Origin of the sequence: Enterobacter cloacae complex sp. IR53041 (assembly GCF_049238285.1) — a bacterium.
Taxonomy (GTDB): Bacteria; Pseudomonadota; Gammaproteobacteria; order Enterobacterales; family Enterobacteriaceae; genus Enterobacter; species Enterobacter roggenkampii.
The window spans coordinates 38,475-59,300 of the sequence record NZ_JBMKHB010000029.1 but is presented as its reverse complement, the minus strand read 5'-3'; the positions used below and the strand labels follow the sequence as shown (position 1 = coordinate 59,300).

At 56.7% G+C, this 20,826-nt stretch carries 19 protein-coding genes; 12 read left to right on the top strand and 7 right to left on the bottom strand.

The window, feature by feature from the left end; translation table 11 throughout:
• Positions 1-181 precede the first annotated feature (181 nt).
• Complete coding sequence (locus tag ACOTXF_RS18620; protein ID WP_004150795.1) at positions 182-367, bottom strand: general stress protein; 186 nt, start codon at positions 365-367, stop codon at positions 182-184.
• Between the two features lie 529 nt (positions 368-896).
• Between ACOTXF_RS18620 and hglS the strand changes: the two genes are divergently transcribed.
• A complete protein-coding gene (gene hglS / locus ACOTXF_RS18615) occupies positions 897-2,240 on the top strand; it encodes a 2-oxoadipate dioxygenase/decarboxylase HglS (protein ID WP_047747171.1) in 1,344 nt (447 codons plus the stop codon).
• 43 nt (positions 2,241-2,283) lie between these two features.
• On the top strand, positions 2,284-3,789 hold the full coding sequence (locus ACOTXF_RS18610; protein ID WP_126325335.1) for a carboxylesterase/lipase family protein: 1,506 nt from the start codon (positions 2,284-2,286) through the stop codon (positions 3,787-3,789).
• Here the strand turns inward: ACOTXF_RS18610 and ACOTXF_RS18605 are convergent.
• Positions 3,776-4,618, bottom strand: coding sequence for a LysR family transcriptional regulator (locus tag ACOTXF_RS18605; protein ID WP_008502268.1), 843 nt, complete (start codon positions 4,616-4,618; stop codon positions 3,776-3,778). The genes ACOTXF_RS18610 and ACOTXF_RS18605 overlap by 14 nt on opposite strands.
• Positions 4,619-4,732: 114 nt before the next feature.
• On the opposite strand from ACOTXF_RS18605, the gene ACOTXF_RS18600 reads away from it, so the two are divergent.
• The 4 genes from ACOTXF_RS18600 (at position 4,733) to rimL (ending at position 9,227) form a co-directional block, all read left to right on the top strand.
• The gene (locus ACOTXF_RS18600) at positions 4,733-5,902 is read left to right on the top strand and encodes a pyridoxal phosphate-dependent aminotransferase (protein ID WP_047747167.1); all 1,170 of its coding nucleotides are present in this window, start codon (positions 4,733-4,735) and stop codon (positions 5,900-5,902) included.
• Positions 5,903-5,912: 10 nt separating this feature from the next.
• The gene (locus tag ACOTXF_RS18595; RefSeq protein ID WP_021242531.1) at positions 5,913-6,686 is read left to right on the top strand and encodes a transporter substrate-binding domain-containing protein; all 774 of its coding nucleotides are present in this window, start codon (positions 5,913-5,915) and stop codon (positions 6,684-6,686) included.
• A 242-nt stretch (positions 6,687-6,928) separates the two neighbouring features.
• Positions 6,929-8,584: a glucan biosynthesis protein D gene (locus ACOTXF_RS18590; RefSeq protein ID WP_021242530.1), complete on the top strand. Its 1,656-nt coding sequence runs from the start codon at positions 6,929-6,931 to the stop codon at positions 8,582-8,584.
• 103 nt (positions 8,585-8,687) lie between these two features.
• Positions 8,688-9,227, top strand: a complete 540-nt coding sequence (gene rimL, locus ACOTXF_RS18585) for a 50S ribosomal protein L7/L12-serine acetyltransferase (protein ID WP_045353993.1) — start codon at positions 8,688-8,690, stop codon at positions 9,225-9,227.
• On the opposite strand, the gene ydcK is transcribed toward rimL, so the two are convergent.
• On the bottom strand, positions 9,222-10,202 hold the full coding sequence (gene ydcK, locus ACOTXF_RS18580) for a YdcK family protein (protein WP_048962925.1): 981 nt from the start codon (positions 10,200-10,202) through the stop codon (positions 9,222-9,224). The genes rimL and ydcK overlap by 6 nt on opposite strands.
• Positions 10,203-10,337: 135 nt before the next feature.
• On the opposite strand from ydcK, the gene tehB reads away from it, so the two are divergent.
• On the top strand, positions 10,338-10,931 hold the full coding sequence (gene tehB, locus ACOTXF_RS18575) for a tellurite resistance methyltransferase TehB (RefSeq protein WP_048962926.1): 594 nt from the start codon (positions 10,338-10,340) through the stop codon (positions 10,929-10,931).
• On the opposite strand, the gene pepT is transcribed toward tehB, so the two are convergent.
• Complete coding sequence (pepT, locus tag ACOTXF_RS18570; RefSeq protein ID WP_232927107.1) at positions 10,928-12,157, bottom strand: peptidase T; 1,230 nt, start codon at positions 12,155-12,157, stop codon at positions 10,928-10,930. The two genes, tehB and pepT, sit on opposite strands and share 4 nt — an antisense overlap.
• Before the next feature lie 111 nt (positions 12,158-12,268).
• Between pepT and ACOTXF_RS18565 the strand changes: the two genes are divergently transcribed.
• Together ACOTXF_RS18565 and ACOTXF_RS18560 are read left to right on the top strand one after the other, a co-directional pair.
• Entirely contained in the window at positions 12,269-13,864 is a 1,596-nt protein-coding gene (locus ACOTXF_RS18565) for an ABC transporter substrate-binding protein (protein ID WP_232927110.1), read from the top strand.
• 135 nt (positions 13,865-13,999) lie between these two features.
• Positions 14,000-14,674 (top strand): DUF3313 domain-containing protein, encoded by a 675-nt coding sequence (locus ACOTXF_RS18560; RefSeq protein ID WP_316937185.1) that lies wholly within the window; start codon positions 14,000-14,002, stop codon positions 14,672-14,674.
• 34 nt (positions 14,675-14,708) lie between these two features.
• On the opposite strand, the gene ACOTXF_RS18555 is transcribed toward ACOTXF_RS18560, so the two are convergent.
• Positions 14,709-15,605, bottom strand: a complete 897-nt coding sequence (locus tag ACOTXF_RS18555) for a DMT family transporter (RefSeq protein WP_047747160.1) — start codon at positions 15,603-15,605, stop codon at positions 14,709-14,711.
• A 173-nt stretch (positions 15,606-15,778) separates the two neighbouring features.
• Between ACOTXF_RS18555 and ACOTXF_RS18550 the strand changes: the two genes are divergently transcribed.
• Complete coding sequence (locus ACOTXF_RS18550) at positions 15,779-16,651, top strand: helix-turn-helix transcriptional regulator (protein WP_023292442.1); 873 nt, start codon at positions 15,779-15,781, stop codon at positions 16,649-16,651.
• On the opposite strand, the gene ACOTXF_RS18545 is transcribed toward ACOTXF_RS18550, so the two are convergent.
• Entirely contained in the window at positions 16,631-17,797 is a 1,167-nt protein-coding gene (locus ACOTXF_RS18545; protein WP_047747158.1) for a benzoate/H(+) symporter BenE family transporter, read from the bottom strand. The genes ACOTXF_RS18550 and ACOTXF_RS18545 overlap by 21 nt on opposite strands.
• An 89-nt stretch (positions 17,798-17,886) precedes the next feature.
• Between ACOTXF_RS18545 and ACOTXF_RS18540 the strand changes: the two genes are divergently transcribed.
• Both ACOTXF_RS18540 and ACOTXF_RS18535 read left to right on the top strand, forming a co-directional pair.
• Positions 17,887-18,414 (top strand): helix-turn-helix domain-containing protein, encoded by a 528-nt coding sequence (locus ACOTXF_RS18540; RefSeq protein WP_008502254.1) that lies wholly within the window; start codon positions 17,887-17,889, stop codon positions 18,412-18,414.
• Between the two features lie 80 nt (positions 18,415-18,494).
• On the top strand, positions 18,495-20,459 hold the full coding sequence (locus tag ACOTXF_RS18535) for a peptidase U32 family protein (RefSeq protein ID WP_021242519.1): 1,965 nt from the start codon (positions 18,495-18,497) through the stop codon (positions 20,457-20,459).
• Here ACOTXF_RS18535 and ACOTXF_RS18530 read toward each other — a convergent pair whose 3' ends face one another.
• The gene (locus ACOTXF_RS18530; protein ID WP_008502251.1) at positions 20,460-20,690 is read right to left on the bottom strand and encodes a DUF2554 family protein; all 231 of its coding nucleotides are present in this window, start codon (positions 20,688-20,690) and stop codon (positions 20,460-20,462) included.
• Between the last annotated feature and the right edge of the window lie 136 nt (positions 20,691-20,826).

Genomic DNA, 20,826 nt, shown 5'->3' with positions numbered 1-20,826 from the left:
GCTGAACAGGAGGGACAGCTGATAGAAACAGAAGCCACTGGCGCACCTCAAAAACACCATCATACACTAAATCAGTAAGTTGGCACCATTACCTACGCTCCGGTAAAATAAAGAAAGGGTACTGCGAGCTTTTCAGCCCGCAGCATGCTCTCTGGTTTTATTAAAAGAGTACTAAATAAGATCAGGAGTTATCAGATTTACGGCCTCCGCCGTGACTGTTCTGTCCCCCTTTCTTACCCGCTTCAGATGCGCGTTGCGGATCGTTTTTAAAATTACCACCGCTGTGCTGGCCACCTTTACGTCCAGCTTCTGATGCTTTTTCACGGTCTTCAGCGAAATTACCGGAACCACCACGATGCTCTGCCATATTAAACCTCATAGTCATATATTGGTTATGTCAGTACGATACGAAAATATTCCGTATCACTCGTCGTTCGAGTAATAACTCTAGTCGCTGTGTGCGATCCGTCAAATGCGTTTTTGCTATTTGCGGTTGCGTTATTTTTAAATATTTGTAAATTTGCGCTTCGCTTGCGTTGGAAATATGGATAGACAGGAAGGACTTGTAAACAACTGTTCAGATTAATCCTAACTTTGAGCTAAAAATTTGAAAGCTGAGGATAAAAATAATGACGCACTCAAATTGGTTGATTTGCAGTCAGGGGAAAATAAAAAGTACTCCTTTATGGCTAGAAAGCGAAACCATAAATAATTATAAGGAAAATCCTGGATAAAAAGCGACAGGCGCGAAAGGGCGGTTTCGTTAAGGCTTGTTCAGAGGCCAGTCGCACACGGTTTGACCACTGTCGTCTTAAGATCACAAATCAGAAATCTTTCCCCCCGGAAGGAACGGGTTTCTCTACACTCCAGGTAATATTCACTGGAGGCATGACATCATGGCGAACACCATCACGGCTGATGACATTCGGGAACACTTTTCGCAGGCTATGTCGGCGATGTACCAGCAGGAAGTTCCGCAGTACGGCACCTTGCTTGAACTGGTAGCGGACGTAAACCTGGCGGTGCTGGAAAATGATCCACTATTACATGAACAACTGGCAAACGCCGATGAGCTTGCGCGTCTGAACGTCGAGCGTCACGGGGCCATCCGCGTCGGCAGTGCGCAGGAACTTTCAACCCTGCGCCGTATGTTTGCCATTATGGGGATGTACCCGGTCAGCTATTACGATCTCTCCCAGGCGGGGGTGCCGGTCCACTCAACGGCATTTCGGCCGATTGATGATGCGGCGCTGTGCCGTAATCCGTTCCGCATCTTTACTTCGCTGCTGCGCCTTGAGCTGATTGAAAACGTCGCGCTGCGCGAACGTGCGGCGGAAATTCTGTCTCACCGAAACATCTTCACCCCGCGCTGTCTGGCGCTGCTCGAACTGTATGAATCTGAAGGGCAGTTTACCGTCGAGCAGGCGCAGGAGTTTGTGCAGGAAGCGCTGGAAACCTTCCGCTGGCACCGCCATGCGACGGTCGATCAGGAGACCTATCTCGCGCTGCATAACGAGCACCGGCTGATCGCCGATGTGGTCTGCTTCCCGGGTTGCCACATTAACCACCTGACGCCGCGCACGCTGGACATTGACCGGGTGCAGGAGCTGATGCCGAAGTACGGTATTGAGCCGAAAATTTTGATTGAAGGGCCGCCGCGTCGCGAGGTGCCCGTCCTGCTGCGTCAAACCAGTTTCAAGGCGCTGGAAGAGCCGGTGCTGTTTGCCGGTGAACACAAAGGCACCCACACCGCGCGCTTCGGTGAGATTGAGCAGCGCGGCGTGGCGCTGACCCCGAAAGGCCGGGAACTGTACGATAGCCTCCTTGCCCAGGCCGGTACCGGCAAAGATAACCTGACGCACCAGCTGCATCTGCAGGAGATCTTTAGCGCCTTCCCTGACAGTGAACTGTTAATGCGCCGTCAGGAGCTGGCGTATTTCCGCTATCGTCTGACGCCAGCGGGTGAAGCGCATCGGCATGCGTTCCGGCCGGGCGACGATCCGCAGCCGCTGATCGAGCGCGGATGGGTCGTCGCACAGCCGATCACCTACGAAGATTTCCTCCCGGTCAGCGCCGCGGGGATTTTCCAGTCCAATCTCGGGAATGAAACCCAGGCCCGCAGCCACGGTAACGCCAGCCGCGATGCGTTTGAAGCGGCCCTCGGCTGCCCGGTGTATGACGAATTTACCCTCTATGAGGAGGCTGAAACGCGCAGCAAACAGCGTTGCGGTTTGCTCTGAAAGCGTTACTCTGCTGGGGTGTGATGGAAAAAATAAGGTCGTTATGCAAAATCCTTCCGCCCCTGTGGTTGAAACGCGCCAGGGCGCACTCTCTGGTTTAACCGATGAAAATGTCCACGTCTGGTGCGGTATTCCTTATGCCGCACCGCCCGTTGGCGAGTGGCGCTGGCGCTCCCCGCGGCATCCTGAGCCGTGGGATGGCGTTCGCGAGGCTACCGCTTTTTCGGCCTCCAGCTGGCAAAGCAGCGAATATTGCCAGGAGCTGGGCGGGGGCGATCCCGGTCAGTTCTCGGAAGACTGCCTCTATCTGAACGTCTGGTCTCCCACAGAGCGCGCCGGGCCGCTTCCGGTTATGGTCTGGCTGCACGGCGGCGGCTTTACCATCGGTGCGGGTGGATTACCGCCCTATAACGGCAAAGCGCTGGCCACGCGCGGCGTGGTTGTGGTGACGATCAACTACCGTCTCGGTCATCTTGGCTTTTTTGCCCATCCCGCGCTGGAAGGCGAAGAAGATCGCGTGGTGCATAATTTTGCCCTGCTGGATCAGATCGCCGCCCTCGAATGGGTAAGGGACAATATCGCCGCATTTGGTGGCGACCCCGCTAACGTGACCCTGTTTGGCGAATCCGCGGGCGCGCGCAGCGTGCTCTCTCTGCTGGCCTCTCCGCTTGCAGAAGGATTGTTCCATAAGGCGATTGTGCAAAGCGGGTACACCTTGCCGGACACGCCGCGAGAGCAGGCGTTGCAAAAAGGGGAGGCGCTGGCCGCCCATTTTGGCCTGGAAAAGGCGACAGCCGAACAACTGCGCGCCATTCCGCCAGAAGCGTTCTGGCCGCTCACCGCGCCGCTGAACATTGCTCCGGCCCCCATCGTCGGGGATTGCGTTCTGCCTGAAGCGATGCTGGACGTCTTTTTCGCCGCTCGCCAGCACCCCGTGCCGGTATTGATCGGCTCGAACAGCGATGAGGCCAGCGTGATGGCGGTGTTTGGCATCGATCTCGCCGGGCAAATCCAGAAGCTTCGCCGGGAGCGCCGCTTCGGGCTGGGGCTGATTAAGCTGCTCTATCCGGGCGTCAAAGGCGATGAGGAGCTGGGCAGGCAGGTGTGCCGCGACATGGCGTTCACCACGATGGGCTACGTCGTGATGCAGGCGCAGCAGCGCGTCGGCGGATTGTGCTGGCGTTACTGGTTTGACTATGTCGCGGAAGCGGAACATACCACCTATATCAACGGCGCGTGGCACGGCAATGAAGTGCCTTACGTCTTTGATACCCTCGGCCAGGTGGAGCCTTCACGCCAGTATGTCAACGAACGGGATGTGCAGTTTGCTGCTCAGGTGGCCGATTACTGGGTGAGCTTTGCGCGAGACGCAGGACCTCGTGAGATCCTGCCCGGGCCGACGCACTGGCCCGCATGCCGTAAAGGGCGGGACGTTTTACTACGCATTGGCGTGAATAAACATGCAGGTTTCAGGCTTGAAAACCGCTTTATGCGCGCCCGGATGAGCCTCTTCAAACGGGTGATGAAGCACCACGTCAGCCTCGATTAAGCAAACAGGCGCGAAACGCCGCCAGCCCATTTTCCTCCCCTGGCGTTTCGCGCAGCACCAGCCGGTAGCTCGCGCCGGTTTTTATGCTGGTTTCATAAGGCCGCATCAGTCTTCCCGCGCGGACATCTTCGGCCACCAGCGTTTCGTCGGCAATGGCGACGCCCAGCCCCTGAATGGCGGCCGTGATGGCGAGATCCATCGTGTCGAAGTGTTGATTTTTGTGCATGGCAAAGCCCGGACCTTCCTGTTTCGTCAGCCACAGCGACCAGTCTGTTTTATCCCTTGTCGGATGCAGGAACGTCAGCGATCCCAGCGCTGCACCCGCCCGCACCGGGCTTATCACCGGGGTGAGCGCCTCTTCGAACAGCAGGTCGCCTGCGCTCATGTGCGTGCCGAACACGATGGCCGCGTCGTAAGATTCGGTTTTGAAATTGACGTTATGATCGGTGGTGGTGGTCAGGGCGATCTGCAGATCCGGCTGCTCACGCTCCACCTCCAGCAGGCGCGGCACCAGCCAGCGCATGGCACAGGTGGGCGCCTTGAGCCGGATCACGGTTTGCTGGCTGCGGGCCTGGTCGGCCACGGTCAGCAAGTGTTCGAACGCAGACTGCAGTTCCGGGAGCAGGGCGCAGCCCTGTGAAGAGAGGCGCAGGCCGCGCGCGTGGCGTTCAAAAAGCGGAAAGCCAAACCAGGCCTCGAGGGAGGCTATCTTGCGGCTCACGGCCCCCTGCGTCAGACAAAGCTCTGCGGCAGCATGGGTCAGATTCAGATGACGCGCGGTGACTAAAAATGCGTCGATGGCATTGAGCGGGAGCGAACGGCGCGACATGAAAATACCTCAGCTATGCATTTTTCTCATGGCTATTATGACAACAATTCGATTGTCCCGACAACAGAGATGTTGTTTGAATAGTTATGCAATGTCCATGAGAAGGGAAAGAGGATGACTTTACAAACGCCTGTGCAAACGCGCTCCAAACTGCCCGATGTGGGCACCACGATCTTTACCGTTATCGGCCAGCTCTCGGCGCAGCATAACGCGATAAACCTTTCTCAGGGCGCACCGAATTTTTCCTGCGACCCGAAGCTTGTTGCGGGCGTCACCCGCGCGATGGAGGCAGGGCATAACCAGTACGCGTCGATGACCGGCCTGCCGACGCTCAAAGAGCGCATTGCCGATAAAATTGCCACGCTTTACGGCACGCAGTATGACCCGGGCCGCGAGGTGCTGGTGACCGCCAGCGCCAGCGAAGGGCTCTACTCGGCAATCAGCGGGCTGGTGCACCCGGGTGATGAGGTGATCTACTTTGAGCCCTCCTTTGACAGCTACGCGCCGATTGTCCGCCTGCAGGGGGCAACGCCGGTTGCCATCAGGCTCACCGTGCCGGATTTTGCCGTGAACTGGGACGAGGTTCGCGCCGCGATCACCCCGCGCACGCGCATGATCATCATCAATACGCCGCACAACCCGAGCGGTCAGGTCTTCTCCGCCGACGATCTGCAGCAGCTGGCGGCACTGACCCGCAATACTGACATCATTATTTTGTCTGACGAAGTGTACGAACACGTGGTGTTTGACGGTGAGCCGCACCACGGGATGGCTACGCACCCGCAGCTGGCGGAGCGTAGCGTGATTATTTCTTCTTTCGGAAAAACCTATCACGTCACCGGCTGGCGCGTGGGTTACTGTGTTGCACCGGCGGTACTGATGGACGAGATTTGTAAAGTCCATCAATTTTTAATGTTCTCTGCCGATACGCCAATGCAGCACGCGTTTGCTGAACATATGGTTGACCCGCAAACCTGGCTGTCGCTGTCGGCGTTTTACCAGCGCAAGCGCGATCTGCTGCACAGTCTGCTGGCCGATTCTCCGTTTACGCTGCTGCCAAGCGCCGGCTCGTTCTTCATGCTGGCGGACTACAGCCAGTTCAGCGACGAGCGCGACAGCGAGCTGGTGAAACGGCTGATCGTTGAGTACGGTGTTGCCACCATTCCGCTGTCGGCGTTTTATGCGGACGGTACGGATAATAAATTGATTCGTCTCTCTTTTGCGAAAGATGAGGCGACGTTACGGGCAGGTGCCCAGGCCCTGTGTCGGGTTAAACCACGCTAAGGAGTTTGAGATGAAATTACGCGCGCTAGTTGTCGGCATGGGATTGCTGTGTACCTTTTCCTCCTTCGCAGCGTCCGAGCTGCGTTACGGTCTGGAAGCCGAATATCCGCCGTTTGAAAGCCGCAATGCGGCAGGCGAACTGGAAGGGTTTGACGTTGAGCTGGGGAATGCCATCTGCAAAGCGGCAGCGCTGAAGTGCAGCTGGGTGGAAACCTCGTTTGATGCGCTGATCCCGGGGCTGGTGGCGAAGAAATTCGACGCCATCAACTCGGCGATGAATATCACCGAGCAGCGCCGCAAGAGCATTGATTTTACCCAGCCGATCTACCGTATTCCGTCGCAGCTGGTCGGCAAGGCCGGCACGGCGGTTGAGGCAACCCCAGAAGGGCTGAAGGGGAAAACCATCGGCGTGCTGCAGGGCTCCATTCAGGAAACCTATGCCAAAGAGCACTGGGAAAAGCAGGGTGTCACCGTGGTGTCGTATAAAGATCAGAATATGGCCTGGGGCGATCTGCTGAATGGCCGTATCGACGCCTCGCTGGTCATGTCCGCGGCCGGGCAGGCAGGTTTCCTCAGCAAGCCGCAGGGAAAAGGGTTTGGCTTCATCGGCAAACCGGTGTCTGACGACACCATCCTCGGCAGTGGGATCGGTTTTGGGTTGCGCAAAGGTGACGAGGCCACCAAAAAGCAGCTTGATGCCGCAATTGATAAGGTACGTGCCGACGGCACGATCGCCAAACTCGCTGATAAGTACTTCCCGGGTATCGATGTCAGCGTAAAATAACCGCCTCATTGGCCCCGTCAGCTGATGTCCTGACGGGGCATTTTTATACACATTTTCCAGGCTTTCTTTACAACACTTTCGGGCCGTTCTGGTCGACAGAAAATATTTCTCACTTTGTTCATATAATCACCGGCCAACAATTGGATTCTTAACCATTTTTGTTTAGGCTGTGCGTTCTTTCTTGCCGTCATTTCGCCGAGCGCGGAACACATTCACACGACCATAAGGACGTTTTTCCAGGCATGAATCGCAGACGTTTTCTAAAAGGCTCGCTGGCAGTGGCAGCCCTGAGCGGCACATCCGGCCTTGCTTCCCTGTTTTCCAAAGCGGCATACGCTGCCGACTCTGACATTGCTGACGGCCAGAGCCGTCGTTTTGACTTCTCCGTACTGCAATCCATGGCGCATGACCTGGCGAAAACCCCGTGGGGTGGCGCGCCGCGTCCGCTGCCGGAGACGCTGGCAACCATGACGCCGCAGGCGTACAACGCCATTCGCTACGACGAAAAGCAGTCTCTGTGGAACAACATTGAAGGACGTCAGCTGGACGTGCAGTTCTTCCATATGGGAATGGGATTCCGCCGCCGCGTGCGGATGTTCTCGCTGGACCAGTCGACCTCTATGGCGCGCGAGATCCACTTCCGCCCTGAGCTGTTCAGCTACGGTGAAACGGGGGTGGATACCAAACAGCTGGAAGGGCAAAGCGATCTCGGCTTTGCGGGCTTCCGCGCGTTTAAGGCGCCGGAGCTGGCGCGTCGCGATATCGTCTCTTTCCTGGGGGCCAGCTATTTCCGCGCGGTGGACGACACCTACCAGTACGGCCTTTCCGCCCGCGGTCTGGCGGTAGACACCTTTACCGACACGCCGGAAGAGTTCCCGGACTTTACCGCCTTCTGGTTTGAAACCGTCAAGCCCGGCGACACCACCTTTACCGTCTATACGCTGCTGGATAGCCCGAGCATCACCGGCGCCTATAAGTTCGTGATCCACTGCGAGAAGAGCCAGGTGATCATGGAGGTGGAAAACCACCTCTATGCGCGTAAGGACATCAAGCAGCTCGGCATTGCGCCGATGACCAGCATGTTCAGCTGCGGCAATAACGAACGCCGCATGTGCGACACCATTCACCCGCAAATTCACGACTCCGACCGCCTGGCGATGTGGCGCGGCAACGGGGAGTGGATTTGTCGTCCGCTGAACAACCCGCAGAAGCTGCAGTTCAATGCCTATATGGATAAAAACCCGAAAGGGTTCGGGCTGCTGCAGCTCGATCGCGATTTCTCGCACTATCAGGACGTGATGGGGTGGTACAACAAGCGCCCAAGCCTGTGGGTGGAACCGCGCAACGACTGGGGTAAAGGCGCGGTTGGCCTGATGGAGATCCCGACCACCGGTGAAACGCTGGATAACGTGGTCTGCTTCTGGCAGCCGGAAAAAGCGGTAAAAGCGGGCGACGAGCTGGACTTCAAATATCGTCTCTACTGGAGCGCGATGCCGCCGGTGCGCTCCCCGCTGGCGAACGTTTATGCGACCCGCACCGGCATGGGCGGCTTCCCGGAAGGCTGGGCTCCAGGGGAAAACTACCCGAAAGTGTGGGCCCGTCGCTTTGCGATTGACTTCGTCGGTGGCGACCTGAAGGCCGCTGCGCCAAAAGGCATCGAGCCGGTGATTACGCTCTCCAGCGGTGAAGCGAAGCAGGTAGAGATCCTCTACGTTGAGCCGTTTGACGGCTATCGCATTCTGTTTGACTGGTACCCGACGTCGGATTCGACGGAGCCGGTGGATATGCGCCTGTTCCTGCGCTGTCAGGGCGACGCCATCAGTGAAACCTGGCTGTACCAGTATTTCCCGCCGGCGCCGGATAAACGTCAGTACGTTGACGACAGGGTAATGCGTTAACCCTTGTGGGATTGTGCCGGGTGGCGGCTTCGCCTTACCCGGCCTACAGTTTCGAAACGTAGGCCGGGTAAGCGCTAGCGCCACCCGGCAATTGAGAGGCACCATGTCTTCAGAAATCATCCCCGTCACCCAGGATATCGAACTTCGCGCCGTCGAAGAGCGCTACACCGTCGACCTGCACAATCTCGTTGTTAAAAACAGAGCCTTTCTGCAAACAGCCTTTGACTGGGCGCAGCACGTGGGCAGCGAAGAGGATACCCGCCGTAACGTGCAGAGCAACCAGATGCTGCATCAGCGCGGCTACGCTAAAATGTTTCTGATTTTCAAGGATGATGCGTTAGTTGGCGTCCTGTCGTTCAACACCATTGAACCGACCAACAAAGCCGGCTACATCGGCTACTGGCTGGATGAAGCCCACCAGGGGCAGGGCATTCTCTCTCAGTCACTGCAGGCGTTTATGCGCTACTACGCTGAACGCGGTGAGATCCGCCGTTTTGTGATCAAGTGTCGGGTGGCGAATCAGCACAGCAACAGCGTTGCCGTGCGCAACGGTTTTACGCTGGAAGGGTGCCTGCGGGAAGCGGAATACCTGAATGGCCGCTTTGACGACGTAAATATCTACGGCAGGATTTATACCCTATAACGCACCCAGCAGCGGCGTGCGGGTGATGCGCTGGTCGCCGTTTATCACTTTTTCGCCGCGCAGATGAATGCTCTCGCCAGCAAACGCTTCTATGACCGCATCGTCGGTGATTTCAACCCGATGCTCGATAAGCACATCCCCGCTGATTCGCGCGCGCCCCTGGATCACCACTTTATCATCCAGCATGATCGGCCCGCCGCGCAGCCATGCCTGACCGCCAATCAGGACGTGATGCTTGATGACGCAGTTGCCTTCAACCACGGCATTCTCCGCAATCTGCGAGCTGTAGCGCACCGTCGGGATGGCATCGTCGTCGAAACCGGCTATCACGCGGGCGTTGCCGTAGACTTTCGCGCAGTCGCACACCCAGACGTTGTTGAGTTCGTTACCCTCCAGGATCGCGTTGTCGAAGACTTCGGCCCGGTGTTCCACGAAGGCAAAATTAACCATCGCCTCGCCGTAGATTTGCGCCTGGTGCACAATGCGCGACTGGCTCACCGTCGCCTTATCGTAGATTTGCAGAATCTGTTCATGGTCCGGCGTCAGCCCTTTGGCGGCAATGACCACGCTGTGATGCAGCACGCGCGCGTCGCCGTAGATATGGCACTCGCCCCGTACGCAGGATTGCTGTATGGTGACGTTGTCACTTATTCGCGCCCCGTGGCTGACCTCCGCGCCGTCCAGCCAGCAGCTGCCGCCGATATGCGCGTCATGGCTAATGATGCATGGAAGGGTAAGACGCGCGTTGCCGGATACGGTTGCCCCGGCGAACACCACGCTGTTTTCATCGTAGATCCAGCAGTCGCCGTCCTGTGCGAGGGCGCGCTCATCGTCAATCCAGCCGCCTTTCGTGCCGACCGTCACGTCGTTAAAGTCCGCCGTGGCGATAATCTGCCGCAGCGTCGTGGCGTGGGTGGTTTCGCCGTTTTTCCATTGCCAGAGGCGTGTCTCGTCGCTAAGGCGATATTTGTTCATCTTCATGTCTCTGATAAGCGTCTTCACTAAACGTAGCAAAGTTTTCGCATTTCGAGCGGCTTGGCAACCAGACGGTAAACGCCTTAAAATGGCATGTAAAATACACTTTCACTTTATGCGAACGCAGGAAAAATAATGACCGTCGATGAGAATTACTTCACTGAGAAATATGGCTTAACGCGTACCCATTCAGAAGTGCTGTACAGCGCGGAGATCGTGAAGCCCGGTAAAACGCTGGATCTGGGCTGCGGCAACGGCCGTAACAGCCTTTATCTTGCAGCCAACGGCTACGATGTCACCGCGTGGGACAAGAACCCGATGAGCATCGACAATATCGAGCGCATCAAGGCGGAAGAAGGGATCGCTAATCTGCATACCGCGATTAAGGATCTGAACAACCTGAACTTTGACGGCCAGTACGATTTTATTCTCTCTACCGTGGTGCTGATGTTCCTGGAGGCAAAAACCATCCCGGGCCTTATCGCCAATATGCAGCGCTGCACGACGCCGGGCGGTTACAATCTGATCGTTGCCGCCATGGATACGGCAGACTACCCCTGCACGGTCGGCTTCCCGTTTGCGTTCAGGAGCGGTGAGCTGAGCAACTACTATGAAGGCTGGCAGTTGCTCAAATACAACGAAGACGTTGGCGAACTGCACCGCACCGATGAACACGGCAACCGCATTAAGCTGCGCTTTGCCACGATGCTGGCACGAAAGCCCGCTTAACGGGCGGCCAGCAGGCAGATCTGCAGGGCTGTCTTATAAGACGCCTCAAACGACGACAGCGGCAGGAATTCAAACTTCGAGTGGAAGTTATGCGCCCCGGTGAAGAAGTTCGGGGTGAGTAGCCCTTTAGCCGAGAGCGCCGCGCCGTCGGTGCCGCCGCGCATCGGCGTCGGTTTCGGCGTGATGCCGAGCGATTCCATCGCCTCGAACATCAGATCGATGGCGCGTCGGTCTTCGCCAATCGCATTGCTGATATTGCTGTAGGTATCTTCAATGCGATAGTCCACTTTGGCCGTCGGATATTGGGCGGCAATCAGCGCGGCCACGTCGGCAATCTGCTGCTTGCGCGCGGCAAAGCGCTCCTTGTCAAAGTCGCGGATATTGGCCTTAAGAACGGCCTCGTTCTGTCCGGCCTGAATGCCGTTAAACCAGATATAGCCTTCACGTCCCTCGGTGCACTCGGGCGTTTGCTGGCGGTCAAAATGGCTGATGTAATCAGTCGCCATCAGCAGGGGATTCACCAGCACGCCTTTCGCGGACATCGGATGCGCCGTCACGCCGGTAAAGCGGATTTCAGCGGCTGCCGCATTAAAGTTTTCGTAGACAATTTCCCCCAGCTCGCAGCAGTCGATAGTCCAGGCGAAGTCGACGTCAAAGCGCTTAAGATCGAGCGCTTTTGCACCGTTCAGGCCGATCTCTTCGTCAGGCACAAACGCCACGACGATATCCCCATGCCGATGCTCCGCCGTCAGGTTTTCCAGTACCGTCATGACCACCGTGACGGCCGATTTATTATCGGCACCCAATACGCTGGTTCCGTCGCTGAAAATAATCTCCTCGTTCGGATAAGCCAGAATTTCAGGGTGCTCCTCTACCCGCAGCCAGATGTCTTTCTCTTTATTCAGACAGAGATCTTCACCGGTAAACGTTAATATTTGTGGATGAATATCCGGTGAAAGTCCCACGTCGACGGTATCAATATGGGTAATAAAGCCGATGCGCACCGCACCGGGCACGTTGCCTTTTTTTACCGCCGTTACCGTGGCAAATTCATCAATCACAATATCGTCTAACCCCAGCTGTGCCAGCTCCTGCGCCAGCTCGCGCGCCATGTCGTGCTGGCCCGGCGTTGAGGGCAGAGTTTTGACTCTGGGATCGCTCTGGCTGGTGATCGCGAGATAGCGGAAAAAACGGTGCGTTAATTGTCTGGAAAGCGGCGAGCCCATAGTGATTTGTTCCTTATTTATTTTTCGGGTGTTTGCCACTTCACTTTAATGTTATTTATGAAATGGCAAAAGAATTAATTAGCCGTCGAATTAAAAAGACAGGAATAAATGATGACAAGCAAACTCACAACTATAGCGCTGGCGCTCGCGGCACTCACGGTCAGTTCCGCCGTCGCCGCGAAAACGCTGGTGTATTGCTCCGAAGGATCGCCGGAAAACTTTAACCCTCAGCTTTACACCTCGGGAACCAGCGTCGACGCCAGCGCCGTGCCGGTCTATAACCGTCTGGTCGATTTCAAACCCGGCACCACGGAGCTGGTGCCGAGCCTGGCGGAGCGCTGGGAGGTGAGCGACGACGGCAAGGTTTACACCTTCCATCTGCGCAAGGGCGTGAAGTTCCAGAGCAATAAATCCTTCACGCCGACCCGCGACTTTAACGCCGACGACGTGATCTTCTCGTTTATGCGCCAGAAAGACGTGAATCATCCCTACCACAACGTCTCTAACGGCAGCTACTCCAACTTCGAAAGCCTGGAGTTCGGCAGCCTGATAACCGCCATTGATAAAGTCGATGACCACACCGTGCGCTTTACCCTGGCGCACCCGGAAGCGCCGTTTGTCGCCGATCTGGCCTGGTATTTTGCCTCAATCCTTTCGGCGGAGTATGCCGACGCGATGCTGAAAGCGGGCACGCCGGAGAAGGTGGATATGGAGCCCATTGGCACCGGGCCGTTTAAGCTGGCGCAGTATCAGAAGGATTCCCGGATCCTGTTCACGGCGTTTGCCGACTACTGGCAGGGGAAATCGAAGCTGGACAGGCTGGTGTTTAGCATCACCCCGGATGCCTCCGTGCGTTTTGCCAAAATTGAGAAGAACGAATGTCAGGTGATGCCGTTCCCGAACCCGGCCGATCTGCCGCGCATGAAGGCCAATAAAGATATCAACCTGATGAGCAAAGCCGGGCTGAATACCGGCTTCCTGGCGTTCAACACGCAGAAGCCGCCGCTGGATAACGTGAAGGTCCGTCAGGCGCTGGCGATGGCCATCAACAAACCGGCCATTATTGACGCGGTGTTCCACGGTACCGGAACGGCGGCAAAGAACCTGCTGCCGCCGGGCGTCTGGAGCGCCGACAGCGAGCTTAAGGATTACGACTACGATCCTGAAAAAGCCAAAGCGCTGCTGAAAGAGGCCGGCTTTGCCAGCGGCGTCAGCATCGATTTATGGGCGATGCCGGTCCAGCGGCCCTATAACCCGAATGCGAAACGCATGGCGGAGATGATTCAGGCGGACTGGGCGAAAATTGGCGTACAGACCAAAATCGTTACCTACGAGTGGGGCGAATACCTTAAGCGTGTGAAGGGCGGGGAACATCAGGCTGCGCTGATGGGCTGGACGACCGCAACGGGCGATCCTGACAACTTCTTTGGTCCGCTGTTTACCTGCACCTCGGCGAACGGTGGCTCAAATTCGGCGAAATGGTGCTATAAGCCGTTTGATAAGATCGTTGCTGAAGCCAAATCGATAACCGATCATGATAAACGGGTGGCGCTGTATAAACAGGCTCAGCAGATGATGCATGACCAGGTGCCTGCGGTGATGATTGCGCATTCAACGATTTTCGAACCGGTGCGCAAGGAGGTGAAGGGCTATGAAATCGACCCGTTTGGCAAACATCTGTTCTGGCAAGTGGATATAAATCAGTAATTTTTCACTGCCCGGCATGCGTCCGGGCAATCTTTTTGCAATTTGTGCTCCCTGCATCATTTTTTGTCACAACAAACCCGCCAGACTTTTGCTATAACTTCAAATGCATACTTGCAGATAACATGGAAAACTATCATGCGTACTCAAACTTTTTTTAAAGTTGCAGTGCTTACTGGTCTGTTGGCGTTGGCGGGCTGTTCTTCAAAAGTCGCCGCTCCGGAACAATACTCCGGCTTTTTAAAAGATTATTCAGGCTTACAGCAAACGACCTCGGCGACGGGAAAACCAACGCTGCGTTGGGTCGATCCTTCGTATAACGAAGCCAATTACGACAGCATTCTCTGGACGCCAATTACCTATTATCCAACGCCAAAACCCACCACGCAAATTGGGCAAAAAACGCTTGATGAGTTGTTGAATTACACCAATAACAAAATGAAAACGGCGATTGGTACGTGTAAGCCAGTTGTCACCACGCCGGGTAAACACAGCCTGATTTTCCGTGGCGCGATTACCGGGGTGAGTTCGCAGAAAGAGGGGCTGCAGTTCTATGAAGTGGTGCCTGTTGCGCTGGTGGTTGCCGGGACGCAGATGGCAACCGGACACCGCACCATGGATACGCATCTCTTCTTTGAAGGCGAGCTGATCGATGCGGCCACTAATAAACCGGTCATGAAGGTGGTACGTAAAGGCGAAGGTAAAGAGCTGAATAACGAAAACACACCAATGACCTTTGCGACGCTGAAGCAGGTTGTTGATGACATGGCGACGGACGCCACCATGTTTGATGTGAAAAAGACCGCGAAATAAAATAAAACGGCCTGCGTAATGCAGGCCTTTTTATTTATGCCATTCGTAAGCGTCTGAACCAGGTTTCCGGTTTGGTAAACATCACCATATTTCCTCCCAGAATCAGCACTAATCCCACGATACCGTTGACATGCCAGACGTAGCCTTCATACACCGTGGAGATGGAGAGCGCCACCAGCGGGAAGAGCAGCGTGCTGTAGGCCGCTTTGCCCGGGCCAATACGTCCCACCAGCGTGAAGTAGGCGCCAAAAGCAATCACCGAGCCAAACAGGGCCAGATACACCAGCGCGCCGAGATAGCTCACCGTCCATTCCGGTACAAAGCTATCGCCTCTGAACAGCGCAATGCAGCCCATCACCAGCGTGCCATAGAGCATCGCCCAGGCGTTGGTGGTCATGGTTTCCAGGCCTCTGCGCTGATGGCGCATGCTGAACATATTACCCAGCGAGAACCCATACGTGCCGAGTGCGGAAAGGCCAATGCCCGTCAGGAGTGACGCGCTCCAGCCGCTGGCCAGCAGGTCGTCCCAGAAGAGGGTGATGATCCCGACCAGCCCCAGTGCCGCCGCCGTCCAGAATCGCGCGGGCGGGCGCTGTCCGAAGAAAATAAAGCTGTTAATGGCGTTATAGAGTACCGCCATGGAGAAGATCACCGACTCCAGCCCGGTATTGATATGTGCCGCTGCCGTGTAAAAACACCAGAAGTTAAAGCAGAAAACACAGCATCCCTGAAGCAGGCAAAAAAGATGATCCCGAAGCGCCAGCGTGCGCAGGCGACGCAGGGCGAGTAACACCACCATCATGGTGAGGCTGGCGACGGCGAAGCGCCAGAAAATGGACACCGGCGCCGCGACGGGGCCCTGCTGCAGGAAAATCGCAATCCAGGTGGTTCCCCAGATAATGACCACGAGTCCGTATAATAATGCGTTCATAGTTGTCTCTTCTTAAACCGCGGAAACCCGCAGTATGACGCTGAGATGCGTAACGGGCTTTCACCCGCTTGCGGCAGACTTGCAAAATCTTGCGCTTTTTTCTTCTGGAGGGACTGGCAACGGGCGGCAACTCTTCTTAGACTGATATTCCAATTCTTCACGCGCTAACGGTTATGTCTCACGCTTACGATACCTTTGAAACGCTTTGCCAACAGAATGCAGTCCTGCGGGAAACCGTCTCGCTGAATTCGGGTATCCAGCTGGCCGCGTGGTACAACAAGCACGACACGATCACCGTAAAGAGCAACCATCATACCCTCAGCCTGTACGTGGCGGACGGCTACGAAAGCTATCAAAAAACGCCAGGAGGCTGGAAGAACGGCGGGGGGCCGGACCGTTTCTGCCTGATGCCCAAAGAGAGCGAATCGACGTGGGATATCCGCGATGACCTGTCGTTTGTGCATCTCTACTGCACCGATGAACACCTGCGCGACGTGGGAGAAAAAATCTGGGATAAGCGGCCGCTTTCGCTGACCCTGGACGAGCGTATTTTTGGCAGCGACCCGAAGATCACCACGCTGTATCGCCAGTTTTTACTGGGCTGTGACTGGCAGCAGCACGCCAACCAGCTTACCCTGAGCACGGCCTCCACGCTGCTGCTGACCCATCTGCTGCAAAACTACTCAAACGTGCAGTGGAAGCTGCCGGTCGTCACCGGCGGGTTATCGCCGTTTGTTCTGCGCAACGTTCTGGCCTTTATCGAAGAGAACCTGGGGCAGCCCCTGACGCTGGCCGAGCTGGCGGCGCAGGCTGCCCTCAGCGAATACCATTTTGCCCGCATGTTCCGCCAGTCGACGGGGCTGGCACCGCACCAGTACGTGATGCACAGGCGAATGGTCAAAGCGAAAGAGCTGGTGCAGCATACCTCCATGCCACTGACGGACATTGCGCTGGCCTGCGGGTTTAACTCCGCCAGCCACTTCAGCAACCGCTTTCGCAGCGCGACGGGCATGACGCCGTCGCAGCTACGCGCTGCGAGCGCGTGAAAACAGGGCGTAACATACCCCTCCCAGCACCAGCCCCCAGAGCGCCGAACCGATGCCCAGGATCGTAACGCCGCTTGCGGTCGTCAGAAACGTGACGATGGCCGCGTCGCGCTCCGCCTCGTGACTCAGCGCCTGATATAAACTCCCGCTAATGGTGCCCAGCAGCGCCAGACCGGCGAGCGTCTGGATCCAGCTGAGCGGCAGGGCGGCCATAATGCCGGTAATGGAGCCACCGAAAATTCCCGCCAGCAGATAAAACCCGCCGGCTGCGATGGCCGCCAGCCAACGTTTATCCGCGTTCGGGTGTGCATCCGGGCTTTGACAAATGGCGGCGGTAATGGCCGCAATGCAGATTGAAAAGACGCCAAACGGAGAAAACAGCAGGGCCAGTCCACCCGTCACGATGATGAGCGGTGAGGCCGCCAGCGGGTAGCCGGAGGCTTTCATGGTGGCGAAACCCGGCGCATTTTGCGAGGCCATGGTCACGAGGAAGAAGGGCAAGCCAATACTCACCAGGCTGGTGAAGGTGAAGTCAGGCGCAATAAATTCGGGCATCACCAGAGAAAGGGTGAGCTTATCCGTGACAACGTCACCACCGGCCCAGGCCACGATACCGCCCACCAGCAGCGTGACCACGATGGCATAGCGCGGCGACAGCGCTTTTGCGATCAGCCACGCCGCAATCATGCTGCCGCACAGCAGAAAGTGCCCCTCAAGATGCGCAAACGCGTGGAGGCCAAACTGCAGCAATACCCCGGCCAGCATGGCGGCAGCAAGCGAATGGGGGATCAGCGTCATCAGACGGGCGAAAAGCCCGGTGATGCCGCAGAGCAAAATTAGCGCGTTGGCAAAGATGAACACGCCGATGGTTTCCGCCAGCGTGACGCCGTGCAGGCTGGTGGCGAGCAGCGCCGCGCCGGGCGTTGACCAGGCGGTCAGCACGGGCGCTTTGTACCACCAGGAAAGCACCAGCGTGCTGACGCCCATCCCAATCCCCAGCGCGGTCATCCAGCCTGCGATCTGCTGCGCGCTGGCGCCAGCCGCGGCGGCGGCCTGCCAGATGATGGCGGCCGAGCTGGCGTAACCCACCAGAACGGCGACAAATCCAGCCAGTACGACCGGAACAAGATGAGAGGAAGGGCGCATGAAAACTCCATTGTGCGTTATAACGTCCGGGGTAAGGTAACACTGTGCGTTATAGCGTACAAGTGGTATGCTCGTCGTCAGGAGGAAATATGGACATCACACAACACCTTGCAGCAACACTGAAAACATTACGCCAGGCACGGGGCTGGAGCCTGTCGAAACTGGCGGACGAAACCGGCGTATCAAAGGCCATGCTCGGGCAAATCGAGCGAAATGAATCCAGCCCCACGGTGTCGACGCTGTGGAAAATTGCCACGGGACTGAACGTGCCGTTTTCCGCCTTCATCACGCCGGAGGCGGACCGGCAGGCGGTGTTTGACCCGCAGCAGCAGGCGATGGTCGTCAAGCCGCTCTTTCCGTGGGACGAGGCGCTCCGGTTTGATTATTTCTCCATTACCCTGGCCCCCGGCGCCCTGAGTGAATCCACGCCGCATGAGGCGGGGGTGATTGAACATGTGGTGGTGGTCAGCGGCGAGCTGGAGATGAAGCTCGAGGGCAAATGGCAGACGATTTCTGCCGATTCCGGCGTCCGTTTTGCCGGCGATAAACCGCACGCCTACCGCAACAGCAGCGACCGGACGGTGCATTTTCACTCCCTCATTCATTATCCCCGCTGAGGCTACGCAAAACTGTTTCGCTGACGCAGACTTCTGACTACAATAGCCGCCATTTTGACCATAACGGATAACGACGAAGTATGCGCCTGCAATCCCATCATCTTGAACTTTTAAGCCCGGCCCGTGACGCCGCCATTGCCCGTGAAGCGATCCTTCATGGCGCAGACGCCGTCTACATTGGCGGCCCGGGCTTCGGTGCCCGCCATAACGCCAGCAACAGCCTGAGCGATATTGCTGAGCTGGTGCCGTTCGCCCACCGTTTCGGGGCGAAGGTGTTCGTCACCCTGAACACCATTCTTCATGATGATGAGCTGGAGCCTGCGCAACGTCTGATTACCGATCTCTATCAGGCCGGGGTGGATGCCCTGATCGTTCAGGATATGGGCGTGCTGGAGCTGGATATTCCGCCCATTGAACTGCACGCCAGTACCCAGTGTGATATCCGCACGGTAGAGAAGGCGAAGTTCCTCTCCGACGTCGGCTTTTCGCAGATCGTTCTGGCGCGCGAGCTGAACCTGAATCAAATCCGCGATATTCACCAGGCGACAGACGCGACGATTGAATTCTTCATCCACGGCGCGCTGTGCGTGGCCTATTCCGGCCAGTGCAATATTTCCCACGCGCAGACGGGCCGCAGCGCCAACCGCGGCGACTGCTCTCAGGCCTGCCGTCTGCCGTATACCCTGAAAGACGACCAGGGCCGCGTGGTGGCATTTGAAAAACACCTGCTCTCGATGAAGGATAACGACCAGACCGCCAACCTGGGCGCGCTGATCGACGCGGGCGTGCGTTCCTTCAAGATTGAAGGGCGCTATAAAGATATGAGCTACGTGAAGAATATCACCGCGCACTATCGCCAGATGCTGGACGCCATCATCGAAGATCGCGGTGACCTGGCGCGCGCGTCGGCCGGCCGTACCGAGCATTTCTTTATTCCGTCGACGGACAAAACGTTCCACCGCGGCAGCACGGACTATTTCGTGAATGCCCGTAAAGGGGATATCGGCGCGTTTGACTCACCGAAGTTTATCGGTTTGCCGGTGGGTGAAGTGCTGAAAGTGGCGAAAGATCACCTTGATGTTGCGGTGACGGAGCCGCTGGCGAACGGCGATGGCCTTAACGTGATGATTAAGCGTGAGGTCGTGGGCTTCCGCGCCAACACGGTGGAGAAAACCGGTGAGAACCGCTACCGCGTATGGCCGAACGAAATGCCGGCCGATCTCTACAAGGCACGGCCGAACGCGGCGCTTAACCGTAACCTCGATCATAACTGGCAGCAGGCGCTGCTGAAAACCTCCAGCGAACGTCGTATTGCGGTGGATATTGAACTGGGCGGCTGGGAAGAGCAGCTGATTCTGACCATGACCTGTGAAGACGGCATCAGCGTAACGCATACGCTTGATGGCCTGTTCGAGGTGGCAAACAACGCGGAGAAAGCGCTCAACAGCCTGAAGGATGGCGTCGCGAAGCTGGGGCAGACGATTTACTACGCCCGCAACGTTGAGGTCAACCTGCCGGATGCCCTCTTTGTGCCGAACAGTTTGCTCAACCAGTTCCGCCGTGAAACCGCCGAGATGCTGGATGACGCGCGCCTGGCGAACTACCCGCGCGCTAGCCGTAAAGCGGAAACCGTTCCTGCGCCCGTCTACCCGGATACGCATTTATCCTTCCTCGCCAACGTCTACAACCATAAAGCGCGTGAATTCTATCATCGCCACGGCGTGCAGCTGATCGACGCGGCCTATGAAGCGCATGAGGAGAAGGGCGATGTGCCGGTGATGATCACCAAACACTGCCTTCGTTTCGCGTTTAACCTGTGTCCTAAGCAGGCGAAAGGCAACATCAAGAGCTGGAAGGCCACGCCTATGCAGCTCGTAAACGGTGACGAAGTGCTGACCCTCAAATTTGACTGCCGTCCGTGCGAAATGCATGTGATTGGCAAGATGAAAAACCACATCTTCAAAATGCCGCAGCCCGGCAGTATTGTGGCGTCCGTCAGCCCGGACGATCTGATGAAAACCCTGCCAAAACGCAAGGGCAGCTAACTACCGAACGTGCGTGTCCGGTTTGCGCGATTTCTGCCACAGGTGGTGTTCGCGCAAACCCTCCGCCGACTCCTCCGCCGCGCTTCGCAATTCATCGCTATCGGCTTCATGACGCAGCTGATGATCCACATTCTTCACCCACAGATATTCATGTCCTTTGTGCCCGGCCATAAGCTGGCCTGAAAAGAGGGCACAGATAAGCATCACGAGAGATAAACCTTTTTTAACCATGAAGTCACCGCCGAATAACGTTGCGGCTTAATGATGCCGATTATTTATTATTGTTATTATTCAAATATTCAAACTAGCGCAAAGAGAATGTCAAATAATGTACGTTCATAATAGGGGTTAAGACTTTTCCTAAAGT

Bases quoted from the DNA above. Each gene is read 5' to 3' on its own strand.
- ACOTXF_RS18620 (WP_004150795.1), bottom strand. From the start codon at position 367: ATGGCAGAGCATCGTGGTGGTTCCGGTAATTTCGCTGAAGACCGTGAA.
- hglS (WP_047747171.1), top strand. From the start codon at position 897: ATGGCGAACACCATCACGGCTGATGACATTCGGGAACACTTTTCGCAG.
- ACOTXF_RS18610 (WP_126325335.1), top strand. From the start codon at position 2,284: ATGCAAAATCCTTCCGCCCCTGTGGTTGAAACGCGCCAGGGCGCACTC.
- ACOTXF_RS18605 (WP_008502268.1), bottom strand. From the start codon at position 4,618: ATGTCGCGCCGTTCGCTCCCGCTCAATGCCATCGACGCATTTTTAGTC.
- ACOTXF_RS18600 (WP_047747167.1), top strand. From the start codon at position 4,733: ATGACTTTACAAACGCCTGTGCAAACGCGCTCCAAACTGCCCGATGTG.
- ACOTXF_RS18595 (WP_021242531.1), top strand. From the start codon at position 5,913: ATGAAATTACGCGCGCTAGTTGTCGGCATGGGATTGCTGTGTACCTTT.
- ACOTXF_RS18590 (WP_021242530.1), top strand. From the start codon at position 6,929: ATGAATCGCAGACGTTTTCTAAAAGGCTCGCTGGCAGTGGCAGCCCTG.
- rimL (WP_045353993.1), top strand. From the start codon at position 8,688: ATGTCTTCAGAAATCATCCCCGTCACCCAGGATATCGAACTTCGCGCC.
- ydcK (WP_048962925.1), bottom strand. From the start codon at position 10,202: ATGAACAAATATCGCCTTAGCGACGAGACACGCCTCTGGCAATGGAAA.
- tehB (WP_048962926.1), top strand. From the start codon at position 10,338: ATGACCGTCGATGAGAATTACTTCACTGAGAAATATGGCTTAACGCGT.
- pepT (WP_232927107.1), bottom strand. From the start codon at position 12,157: ATGGGCTCGCCGCTTTCCAGACAATTAACGCACCGTTTTTTCCGCTAT.
- ACOTXF_RS18565 (WP_232927110.1), top strand. From the start codon at position 12,269: ATGACAAGCAAACTCACAACTATAGCGCTGGCGCTCGCGGCACTCACG.
- ACOTXF_RS18560 (WP_316937185.1), top strand. From the start codon at position 14,000: ATGCGTACTCAAACTTTTTTTAAAGTTGCAGTGCTTACTGGTCTGTTG.
- ACOTXF_RS18555 (WP_047747160.1), bottom strand. From the start codon at position 15,605: ATGAACGCATTATTATACGGACTCGTGGTCATTATCTGGGGAACCACC.
- ACOTXF_RS18550 (WP_023292442.1), top strand. From the start codon at position 15,779: ATGTCTCACGCTTACGATACCTTTGAAACGCTTTGCCAACAGAATGCA.
- ACOTXF_RS18545 (WP_047747158.1), bottom strand. From the start codon at position 17,797: ATGCGCCCTTCCTCTCATCTTGTTCCGGTCGTACTGGCTGGATTTGTC.
- ACOTXF_RS18540 (WP_008502254.1), top strand. From the start codon at position 17,887: ATGGACATCACACAACACCTTGCAGCAACACTGAAAACATTACGCCAG.
- ACOTXF_RS18535 (WP_021242519.1), top strand. From the start codon at position 18,495: ATGCGCCTGCAATCCCATCATCTTGAACTTTTAAGCCCGGCCCGTGAC.
- ACOTXF_RS18530 (WP_008502251.1), bottom strand. From the start codon at position 20,690: ATGGTTAAAAAAGGTTTATCTCTCGTGATGCTTATCTGTGCCCTCTTT.